Annotated in this window: 9 protein-coding genes and 2 pseudogenes; 6 read left to right on the top strand and 5 right to left on the bottom strand. The window is 58.0% G+C overall.

What is annotated here, in order from left to right; translation table 11 throughout:
* The coding region (locus LJ656_RS34560) for a hypothetical protein (RefSeq protein WP_230513911.1) at positions 1 to 239 on the top strand (239 nt) is incomplete at its 5' end.
* 40 nt (positions 240 to 279) lie between these two features.
* Here LJ656_RS34560 and LJ656_RS34555 read toward each other — a convergent pair.
* Together LJ656_RS34555 and LJ656_RS34550 are read right to left on the bottom strand one after the other, a co-directional pair.
* The gene (locus LJ656_RS34555) at positions 280 to 687 is read right to left on the bottom strand and encodes a Fis family transcriptional regulator (protein WP_230513910.1); all 408 of its coding nucleotides are present in this window, start codon (positions 685 to 687) and stop codon (positions 280 to 282) included.
* Positions 688 to 736: 49 nt separating this feature from the next.
* Entirely contained in the window at positions 737 to 979 is a 243-nt protein-coding gene (locus LJ656_RS34550) for a ribosome-inactivating family protein (RefSeq protein WP_230513909.1), read from the bottom strand.
* A 581-nt stretch (positions 980 to 1,560) separates the two neighbouring features.
* On the opposite strand from LJ656_RS34550, the gene LJ656_RS34545 reads away from it, so the two are divergent.
* Together LJ656_RS34545 and LJ656_RS34540 are read left to right on the top strand one after the other, a co-directional pair.
* Positions 1,561 to 1,800: a hypothetical protein gene (locus LJ656_RS34545; protein WP_230513908.1), complete on the top strand. Its 240-nt coding sequence runs from the start codon at positions 1,561 to 1,563 to the stop codon at positions 1,798 to 1,800.
* Between the two features lie 1,572 nt (positions 1,801 to 3,372).
* A complete protein-coding gene (locus LJ656_RS34540) occupies positions 3,373 to 5,232 on the top strand; it encodes a serine aminopeptidase domain-containing protein (RefSeq protein WP_230513907.1) in 1,860 nt (619 codons plus the stop codon).
* A gap of 98 nt (positions 5,233 to 5,330) precedes the next feature.
* Here LJ656_RS34540 and LJ656_RS34535 read toward each other — a convergent pair.
* Positions 5,331 to 5,716, bottom strand: a pseudogene (locus LJ656_RS34535) (DDE-type integrase/transposase/recombinase); the annotation flags it as partial.
* Between the two features lie 78 nt (positions 5,717 to 5,794).
* Between LJ656_RS34535 and tnpA the strand changes: the two are divergent.
* The 3 genes from tnpA (at position 5,795) to tnpC (ending at position 8,166) form a co-directional block, all read left to right on the top strand.
* Positions 5,795 to 6,187 (top strand): IS66-like element accessory protein TnpA, encoded by a 393-nt coding sequence (gene tnpA, locus LJ656_RS34530; RefSeq protein WP_230513906.1) that lies wholly within the window; start codon positions 5,795 to 5,797, stop codon positions 6,185 to 6,187.
* Positions 6,184 to 6,522: an IS66 family insertion sequence element accessory protein TnpB gene (gene tnpB / locus LJ656_RS34525; protein WP_176112030.1), complete on the top strand. Its 339-nt coding sequence runs from the start codon at positions 6,184 to 6,186 to the stop codon at positions 6,520 to 6,522. The genes tnpA and tnpB overlap by 4 nt, the downstream gene beginning before the upstream one ends.
* Before the next feature lie 63 nt (positions 6,523 to 6,585).
* Positions 6,586 to 8,166: an IS66 family transposase gene (tnpC, locus tag LJ656_RS34520; RefSeq protein ID WP_230513905.1), complete on the top strand. Its 1,581-nt coding sequence runs from the start codon at positions 6,586 to 6,588 to the stop codon at positions 8,164 to 8,166.
* A gap of 41 nt (positions 8,167 to 8,207) precedes the next feature.
* Here tnpC and LJ656_RS34515 read toward each other — a convergent pair.
* Positions 8,208 to 8,480, bottom strand: a pseudogene (locus LJ656_RS34515) (DDE-type integrase/transposase/recombinase); the annotation flags it as partial.
* A gap of 309 nt (positions 8,481 to 8,789) precedes the next feature.
* Positions 8,790 to 10,659 (bottom strand): YadA family autotransporter adhesin (locus tag LJ656_RS34510; protein WP_230513904.1); only part of this gene is annotated, 1,870 nt, incomplete at its 5' end.

Below are 10,659 nucleotides of genomic sequence, written 5' to 3'. Positions count from 1 at the left end.
GCACGGCTTCCAGCTTGAACTCGAGCGTGTACTGCGCTCGCTTTGCCTTGCTTGTCATCAATGTTTTCTCCTTGCGTGAGTTTACCGCTCAGCAAGAGATTCGTTTTTCGGGGGCAAGCTCAAGACGCATCATGCGCATGCATCGTGGTATCGCGAGCGGCAGCGTACCGGGAGTGCCAGTTATTTGCCCGAGAACCCGCAACTGGTTGCGACGTATGGCGCGCTGTTCGACGACTTGATGGCAAGGCTGATCCGCTATCAGTTGCGACCGCTACGGGTTCATTTTTTCTGCGCGGCCAACGCGTTATGAGTTTTCAGGCGCTCGTTCGCGCGAATCAATTCGCGAACCGGCGTGATGAAGAACTGCGTATCGTGTAGCGTCAAGATCTCCGCAAGTATGAAATAGGAGGCGTTGTCGAAGCGCCAGTTTTCTGTTTCGATGCCGGCTCTACGGCAATCGAGCAGCACTCTCTCGGCGTCGCCGAACAGTCCTTCTCTCGCGGCTCCATAGCCGGCCTCACACAGAAAGCTCGCAATACAGGCCGCCTGGCACATGCCATTGAAATGATGCTCTTCACCGCTTCCTGAGAGAAGGGTTTCAAGAGAAAGGTGATTCTCTAGCGAAATCCGTTGCGCTACAGCGGTGCTCATGGGCAGCAGCATCTGTTTTAATCTGGAACGATTCATAGAAATAGGTGCTGGTTGATCGACTTTCTCTTGCACGACATGTAGGCCCCTACAGTTTGTGCGGCATACGCTCCAGATCTCCCCAATCGACCTCCAGCGATCGCATATGACTGGCGGGAGAGAACGGCCATCTAGTGGCCACGGCCCGACAGATGGAAGTGTTCGTGGAGTTAGCGGCCTTGTTTATGTGCGCGTTGATTGCGGCCGATTCGGCTTCGGCTGCATCTTTAGAAGAGGTTGCAATAAAATCATTCAGTTCGATGATGTGAACGCACCACAGTGCTTCGCTCATTTATATTTCCTTCGCAGACCGGCAGATCTTTTGTGTTTAGGGGCACACTGTTCGTGACAGTCAACTGAAGATTGAATCTCCCCGCGCTTCACGGAATTCGGAACAGAAGCATTGGAACACATTGCCGGCCGCACGAATAACACGCGCGGTCAACCGTGTTTTTAGATGTTTCCGTCGTTCGTTTTCGACAGGTTTGTTGAGGTACTGGAGCACTCAATGCTTTAAATGACACGAAACCGCAGCGATGCGTTAGGAAAGCTCGAAGCCTTTCTGCTTTTCCGACTTTTCGAAGAGAAAGGGTAGGTTCTTTCGAGCGATTGTCTCCTGCTCGTTAATCCTAGCGATGATCGAATGGCAAGACTGTCAACAAAGGTCAGAAGTGAAGGTGATGTAGCGAGCTAGAAATAAGCGGGACCCGGTTCGCCATCACGCGAGCGCAGTCCGGTAATTTTTCGACAGACATCTTTGTCGAATTTGGTTAAATCGAGGTCAACCATTGTTAACGGCGCTGGCAGTCGGCAAAGATTTGTTTCATGCTGCGTGTTTTATAAGTCTTGCATCATTTGATCGAGAATATCGACATGGAAAACGGGCACAACTTCAGATTTGGGCCATTTCATTCGATGTGGGCCGAAGTCTACGCTTTGAGATTGACTGTGACTGCGATCCGCAAAGTTCGGGGGAAGCCGAAGCTTAACACTCTGTCGCCCGCCACTCCGGAGTATGAAGAAGTTGCGGAAGACTTTGCTCGCAACGTGCTTCGTGCGATCGGCAACGTCTCATACGGTGACTGCTTTTTCGGCGTCGGCCCGGCCGGCTGAGAACAGTGAAAACTACACCGCACAGGAACGAGTATAGGGCGGTCATCTTTTCGGGGCCTGAATCGTACTCCGAAGTTTTTCGGCTGGCGCAGATGTCTGCACAGATGGCAATTAATTAGGGGAGTAGCGATGTCTCACGATTGCTATATGCCGTACCGTTAGTATGTCGTCGAGACCGGGACTAGCTGAACGATCACGTCGTCATTACACGGAGTTGTTCCCGATACAAGGTCTCATGGACCGTTTGTTCCGGGAGTCGCACCGACGCGAGTATTGGACGCTTTTCCGAGCGCCTGGTGTGTGTCTGAGGCCGACATGTTTGGGCATGCGGAGAACCGCGCGCATACGTTCATCGACGGCGTACTGTCACAAGTTTCCTGGAACTGAACAGGTGAAGTATCGGGCCGCGGTCCGAGGTCAGCGGGCGTTGCTTTGCGGAAAAGCAAGGCGGGAAACCGCAACGGCGTTTTCAACAGCTCTGCGCAAATAGACGCAATCGACTGCCCCCACCCAAGCCTGCTGCTTGTCGTTTCACTCATTGCAGGATGTTTGAGTGCATCCGGTCCGATGTTCAATGCCTATTCGATCGACACGAACAATGGCGTCAGGACGTATCGGGTCGAATGCCAAGGGGTCTACGAAGGAGCCAATACGTGCAGGAAAGCAGCCGAACGTATTTGTGGTGATAAGCCGATCCAGCCCATCGAGAAAATCGATCAGTAGGGTTTGAACGACAAAACCGCATTTTGACGTTCAGATGCGAAGCGCCGTCCAGTCGGACTGCGTTGAAAAAGCGGGCTGAGCTCCGGCTCCGCTGGCAACACCGGCCGTATCTGAAAGACTGGACTATCAAATGCAAACGTATGTCACCATCGGAAAACGTCCTTGCGATGCGGCCGCCGAATTGTAGATGAGTTATTGCGAAGAGCAATGGTGAGAGTTGCCGTTGCGAGAAATGCAGGAGCGCTGCGATGTCGAGGGGGAGAACGAAGCGAAATTCATTTTCCATTCTTGCTACAAACATTTATCGGTCGACACATTTTCCATGTTGACAAATGCATCCGTGATGAGTTGAAGGGATGTTTTGTGTGCGCCAGATTACTAAATTGACAATCCCCTAACGATCGCGCTCGAAGCGCTTCCGCTCATTGGTATTATTCAGTCGCGCAAGGCGAAGCTACGAACGTTGAGCGGTTCGCAGTAGAGGGGGTTAGTGGGCAATGGCGATGGAAATGGATGCATGTTGCGGCCTGATTTTCGAAGACGGCATAGAAAACGTCGTCGCGCGCATATGTCTATTTGCGAGATTCGGTTCAAGCAATAATTGACTATCTCCTGCTTTGCTTTATTTATCAGGGAAAGACGGATTAAATGAAGCTCTGCCGTTCATCGCCAAAGAGCCCTCAGGAAGTCGTGATATGCGCGAGGGTCGACGAAAGAGGCAGCGTGGGTCGAGCTGCCCTTTAGCCCCAAGCAAATTCACGCATCCAGATAGGACGCACCTCTGCGGCCGGCTTTGATCGAGGTGTGCGCCGCCAGTGAAAGCACAATCAGACGTGTGGGGAATATCAGGTGAAGCCGATACAGTTCGATGGTTGCGTGGGTTGGCTGTATGAAGGCCATACCGAGTACGGTGTCGTTCTTTGTGAACCGCTTGGGCATGAAGCCCTATGGACCCACAAGTTGCTGCGCGCATTGGCGGAACATCTTGTGCGGGAAGGCATATCGGTGCTGCGGTTCAACTATCCATGCGCTGGAGAATCGGCCGGCGAAGATAGTGATAACGATCGGTTTTCGAAGACACTGGCGTGCGTTCGGAGCGCAATTGACGTGCTGCGCACGCAGGCGAACGCGTGCGACGTGACGTTGCTGGGCGTACGCGCAGGCGCTATGTTTGCGATGCTGGCTGCCGCGGGCGAGGGCGGCAATGCGGCACCGCACGTCGATGCTGTGGTTGCGCTTGCGCCAATAGTGCGAGGCCGCGCTTACCTTCGGGAATTATCGCTGATCCGGAAGGGATGGCTCGAAACGGCTCCGCAGGTTGTACGAAGGGCAGTAAGTGAGGAAGGCTGCATGAGCGTGTTGGGTCATTGCTATCCGCCCGATCTGGTGGATCAGATAAAAGCAGTGAATCTGTGCGATGTCGCAAACACGGCGAGTTCGTTGGCGAGATCTGTGCTGCTTGTAGACACCGACTATGGCGAGAGCCCGGCGCTCAAAACGACTCTGCAAACTCGGGGCATCGACGTTGCGACCGCCAGGCTGCCGGACTGGTCGAACCTGATGTTGGACAGTGCCCATTCGCGCTTGCCGCTCGAGGCAATCGACTCGGTGACGCGCTGGATCATCGCGCGTTCCCGATTCCCTGTCCCGAACGCACGACCCCATCCGACTATAGCTGCGGAGTTTTCTACTCAAGATTCATTAGTCAACGCTGTCGCCGAGGGCGTGGAGGAGCAAGTGGTTTGGATTGGTCCCGACCGATTGGTGGGAACGCTATGCAGTCCCGCCGAAACTGATCCCGTGCGGCCCGGCGTACCAGCGTGGTTGATCGCTAATACGGCTGCCAATCCGCGCATGGCGGATGGGCGCTTTGCGGTCCGTCTCGCGAGAGAGATGGCGCGCTACGGTGTCGTCACGTTGCGGGTCGACGTGAGCGGTGTCGGTGACAGTGGCGAGCATGGGCCGGACGACCAGTCGGGCGTTCTGTATTCGGATCAGACGATCACGGATATGGCCTCGGCAGCAAACTGGCTGGCTGCGCGAGGGCATCAGGAAGTCATCGCATTCGGCATATGCTCCGGCGGCTACGCGGCCCTGCACGCAGCTATGAGGGCGTCCTCGCTCGCCGGAGTCGTCGCGATCAATCTGCCGCGGTTCGTCTGGCCCACTGGATTGACCGTGGCAGAGGCGACCCGGCAGCGGATCAATTCTTCTCGCGGCTATTTGGCGTCTGCGCGCAGCTGGCGTAAATGGACGCGCTTGTTACGCGAACGACGCGATCTGCGTCCGATCGCGAGGATCCTCGCGAGGAGCATTATCGCGCGCTTCAGGTTGCCCACGATACAGATCGCAGAACGGCTCGGCTGGCGACCGGCCATCACTACCGAGCGCGGTGTCATGCAGGAACTGAATCGACGCGGCGTCGCGACATTGCTGGTCTATGGCGAGTTCGATCCCGGTATCAATGAGCTACATCGCCACTTTGGACGGACACATCAAGCTTTCGACGGTTGGCGGCATGTTCGCGTCGAAACGGTCGCGCAACTCGATCATGCGTTGTTCGGAATTTCGGGCAGGAATGCCGTGATGGATCTTTGCGTTCAGATGTTGACCCATTGGTCCGAGCGCAAAGCTGAAGTCGCGCGCCTGTGTTGCGGTAAAGATGCTGGGCCAAGACGGAAGATGACATCGGCCCAGAACGGGACGTGAAATTTAGAAGACGCCACGGCGGATGAAGAAAGGCAAAAAAAGGGTTTCGTCGCGGTAACGGCAAGATGGCGAACGACCGGCAGTATAAGGAGGAATGTTTATGCTGCCAGTGAGTAAAACTGCTCGGTACGAGTGTATCCGATGCCTCTGCCTTCCATTTGGCCCTTGGCGATCATGCGCATGAGATCGACGCCGCTCAACAGAATGCGGGCACAACGAAGATTCTTGAAGCCGGGCAGGGGCCGCGTGCGTCGCTTGTTCGACCGATGATCTTGCCCGACAACATTGCTCAGGTACTTGTTCTGGCGAATCCTGATCGGTGTTTCCCGCTCCGCGTTGAGGGCGTCCAGCGCGGACAAGTTCGCACCGCTCCTGTTGATTGTCACCGTCTCCGGTTCGCGGTCGATTGACTTTCGAAATAGCGCCGCGCCGCAGCCTTGTCACGATGGCCGCGCAACAGAAAATCGACCGTGTTGCCTTCCTTGTGTAAGCGCCCGGCCATCCCATCTTGAGTCACGTTGAAAGTCTTGGGAGCATCGTGTTCACTTAAATAGGTGGACACGTGAACACTATTGAAGAAGCAGCAACACCTGGCCGTCGACGACGCCGGCGCTACAGCATCGAGTTCAAGGCTCAGGTGGTAGCAGCTTGCCAGAGACCCGGGGTATCGCTCGCGGCCATCGCTTTGCACCACAAGCTGAACGCGAATCTGCTTCGACGTTGGGTCGAGCAGGCCGAAACGAACGATTGTGTGCTGGTGGCACGTAGCGACATGGCAACTCCACTGGTAGCGACTCCAGCACCGGAATTTGTACCGTTGCCTCTTGAGACGCGAAACACGCGCACAGCTGAGATTCGCGTCGAGGTGCGTCGCGCGGACCTGTCGATAACGGTTAGCTGGCCAACCTCAGAGGCAGCGCAGTGCGCCGCCTGGCTGCGCGAGTGGCTCGCATGATCCGCATTGATCAGGTGTGGCTGGCGGTTGATCCGCTGGATATGCGGGCCGGCTTTGATACGGCGCTGGGTCGGGTGATCACCGTGTTCGGCGCTGCGCATCCGCACCATGCTTACCTGTTCGCCAACCGGCGAGCCAACCGCCTGAAGGTGCTGGTTCACGATGGGATTGGCATCTGGCTGGCAGCGCGACGGCTGAATCAGGGGCAGTTCGCGTGGCCGCGCGCTGGTAGCGAACCAAAGCAGCATGCGCTCACACAGGAACAACTTGCCGGTCTGGTGGTGGGCTTGCCATGGCAGCGCATCGGCGCGGACGGTGTGATCCGTGTCGTTTGAGACAGCCGGGGACGTAAACTGTCGCGCTTTCGTGCTCTCCTGGGTTCTGGCAGACTCGTCTGCATGGACCTGCCCGCCGACCTCAACGCTCTTAGCCCGGAACAGTTGCGTGCGCTTGCCACACAACTGATCGCGCGCGTCGAGGACCGGGACAGGGAGATTGAGGAGAAGACCCGGGAGGTCGGTGAGAAGGAGCGCGAGCTACTCTACCGGCAGACCCGAATCGACCAGTTGACCCACGAGATATCGATTCTCAGACGCCATCAGTTCGGCAAGCGCAGCGAGCAACTCAGCAGCGATCAGATGAACCTGCTGGATGAGGCGATCGACGCGGATCTTGCCGCCATTGAAGTTGAGCTCGAGCAACTGCAGCCACAAGCCACATCCGAGCCGCTACCCCAGCAACCGAAGCGAGCAGCGCTGCCGGCACAATTGCCGCGCACAGAGATTCGCCACGATCCGCAGAGCACCGTATGCCAGTGTGGCTGCGAGCGCGTGCGCATCGGCGAGGACATCAGCGAGAAGCTGGATTACACGCCAGGTGTGTTCACCGTGGAGCGGCATATCCGTGGCAAGTGGGTGTGCAGAAACTGCGAAACCCTGATTCAGGCTGCGGTGCCTGCGCATGTCATCGACAAGGGCATCCCGACTGCGGGACTGCTGGCGTCAGTGCTGGTTGCCAAGTACGCCGACCACCTTCCCCTGTACCGTCAGGAGCAGATCTTTGCGCGAGCGGGCGTCGCGATACCGCGCTCGACATTGGGCGCTTGGGTCGGTATGTGCGGCGTGCAGCTACAACCGCTGGTCGACGCGCTGCATCAGGAAATCCTGCAGCAGGGTGTGCTGCATGCAGATGAGACGCCGGTACAGATGCTCAGTCCCGGCAAAGGCAAGACACACCGCGCGTATCTGTGGGCGTATACACCCACGCATTACAGTGAACTGCGCGCCGTGGTCTACGACTTCGCCGACAGCCGTGCAGGCGAACATGCCCGCGCGTTCCTCGCTGACTGGCAGGGCAAACTGGTATGCGACGACTACAGTGGCTACAAGGCCGGATTCCAGCAGGGCATCACTGAAATTGGATGTGCGGCGCACGCGAGACGCAAGTTCTTCGATCTGCACGTCAATCACAGTAGTCAGATCGCCGCGCAGGCGCTGCCGTTCTTCGCTGCGCTTTACGACATCGAGCGCGACGCTGCAGTGCTGCAAGCCGACGAACGCCAAAAGCTTCGACAGCAACGGGCCAAACCGGTCTGCGACGCACTACACGAATGGATGATCGCGCAGCGCAAGCTGGTGTCGGAAGGCTCGGCGATTGCCAAAGCGCTGGATTACAGTCTTAAACGATGGGATGCGCTGACCCGCTATCTCGAAGACGGTCACGTGCCTATCGACAACAACTGGGTCGAAAACCAGATACGCCCTTGGGCTATCGGCAGATCGAACTGGCTGTTTGCGGGTTCGCTTCGAGCCGGCAAACGAGCCGCAGCCATCATGAGTCTGCTGCGTTCAGCGCAACTGAATGGGCACGAACCGCATGCCTACCTGAAAGAAGTCCTCACGCGATTGCCGACTCAAAAGGCCAGCGACATCGAAGCATTGCTGCCTCATCGATGGCAGCCGGCGGATCCTATCCGATAGTTCAATTCGTCAAGACGGGTTTGCCGGGCGCTTACTTCCTTGTCGACTGCGCGATACGAATACTTCCACTGGCCTCGGACCTTGATAGACGTTTCATCCATTCGCCAGCTCCGACCGACGGCTCGTTTTTTGCGGAAAAAGGCCTTCTCCAGAACCGGCAACACTTTGATGGCCCAGCGATGTACGGTTGAATGGGCGACTAAAACTCCACACTCCGCCATCATCTCCTCGAGGTTACGCAGGCTCAACGAGTAAGCCACGTACCACCGAACACCTTGCACGATCACGTCCAGTGGGTAATGCAACCGCTTCAGTCCTTGCCGACGCCAGCGGGGAGCGTCTTCGTCTTTGCCATCATGTTTCGTCGTGCGTTGCCGTTCCACTTATTTTACGCGATCGCCTTAGCGCGATAGAACCTTTCGATGTCGCCGGCTGCAACGACTTCGCGCAGGTAGCTGATTCTCGGCGGCGATCGCTTCATGCAACGTGGTTGAGATCGTTCCAAAGCTCGCCGGGAACCGATCAGCACTGCTGGCGATCTATTCATGAGCCGTGCCACCACGGTCCGCGTCGTTTTATCCTACTCGAAAACTGCGTGGACCGTTTATCTGCATCGATCCGATTTACCAAACGTAGCCCGCGCCCGCACCAGCGGCGAAGGTGCGCCCAGTGGTGGTCGAGGCCGAAGCCTTGATGATCCACTTGCCTTTCGGCGTGAATGTCGACAGCCCCAATGCAACTGCAGACTGTCCAGAATACGTTCCGCCCGCCATTGCCACGATGCTCTTGCCGGGCGCCGGCGCCTGCGGCAGGTTTGCGGTGGCCATCGCCGCGGCGGTGCCGGCGTAGGACTTCTTCGCCACGCTATCGATTTCCCGGTTCATCGCGCCGACGGCGAGGTCTGTGTAGCTGTTCGCCTGCTGCACGCCTTGCGCAACCGTGCTGTTCAACTGCTCGACGTTGACCGCATCGGTGTCGGCCGTACCGGCCGCAACGTTGGTGATCTGACGCTGCTGGTTGCCCGAACCGACGGACACAGAATTGTCGCGCCCAGTCGTTGAACCTTGGCCCAGCGCGACAGAGTTGTTGTTGCTCGCCTGTGCCTGACCGCCGATCGCCATCGAATCCTTGCCGCTTGCCACTGCGCCGACACCGACTGCGACGGTGTTGTCGGTGGCCGCGTTGGGGTTCGCATTGGTCACCGTGGCGGAGTTGCCGTCCCGTGAGCCCGGGTTTGCCGCATGAACGACCGCGTCCGCCGGCGTCTGAACTCCGCTCGCGGTGAAGTACGGATTGGTCGGCGTCAGGTTCGACAGCTGACTGTTGAGATCCGTCACCTGGTTCTGCAATGCGTACAACTGGCTACCGTTCACCGCGTCCCCGCTGCTGGCGTTCACTGCACCGTTGGCCACACCGGTGACAACCCGGTTGCCCGCGGTACCGGTCATGCTGACCAGCATGCCGCCCGTGCTCGCGCCGACCGTGATGTTGCCTGCCGAATCCTGCCGGACCAGACCGATGACGCCGTTGTTGATCTGGTTCTGGAAGTTCTGGATGTCGCTCGTGTTCTGGGTGACGCGGCCATCGATGTTGGCGATCGCATCGCCGACGTTGCGGACCGTCGTACCACCCACGCTGTAGCTGGGCGCGCTGATCGCACCATCGGGGTTCACGGTCGAACCGCCACCGAGCGCCGATGCCGTGCTGGATGCCGTAGCGTAAAGCTGACTGCCGTTGACTGCATCCGTGCTCGCTGCCGACAGGTCACCCGCGGCAACGTTGCCGATCTTTGTGCCGTTCGCGCCACTCAGCGTGAGGGTGCCCTTTGATGCATCGTCGTACGCGAGGACGTTAGCCATCTGACCATTGTCACCGATCAAACCTGCATCCTTGAGCTGCGCCACGTTCACTGCATCGGTGTCGTTCACGCCGGCGGCCACGTTTTTCAGCGCTACAGGAGCCGCGGCATTTGCGCCGCCGAGGCTCACGCTGTTGTGTGCCGGAGAGTCGTACATCACCGCGTCCGACAGTGCAGCCTGCATACTGGTGATATCTCCTGCATTCTTCGCTACCTGGCTGCCCATGTTCTCCAGGTTCCGGTTCGTCGCGCTCAACTGCGACATGTTCACCGCGTCGGTGTCGTTGACACCCGCCGCCACGTTTTTCAGCGCAACCGGTGCCATAACGTTGGCGCCGCCCAGCGTTACGCTCGTATGTTCCGGATCGTCGTACTGAACCGAGTTGGCAACACCGGTAGACAGCGACGCGACGTTGCTGTTGGTCAAGCTCAAGCCACTCGTCAGCGCCGATAGTTCCGTCGACGTGGACGTCGAGAGGCTCGCCAGTCTGCTGTCGGTCGCGCTCAGGCTACTCGACAGCGCGGCCATGCCGGTCGCGGTCGACGTCGACAGCGAGTTCACCACGGCAGCCTGTGACTGCAGCTGGCTGACGTTGACCGCATCGGTGGGAGCCGAACCGGCCGCCACGTTGGTC

It is taken from the genome of Paraburkholderia sejongensis (genome assembly GCF_020880815.1).
GTDB classification, from domain to species: domain Bacteria; phylum Pseudomonadota; class Gammaproteobacteria; order Burkholderiales; family Burkholderiaceae; genus Paraburkholderia; species Paraburkholderia sejongensis.
Note: the sequence above shows the minus strand (reverse complement) of the source record. Positions and strands in the feature narration are given on the sequence as shown.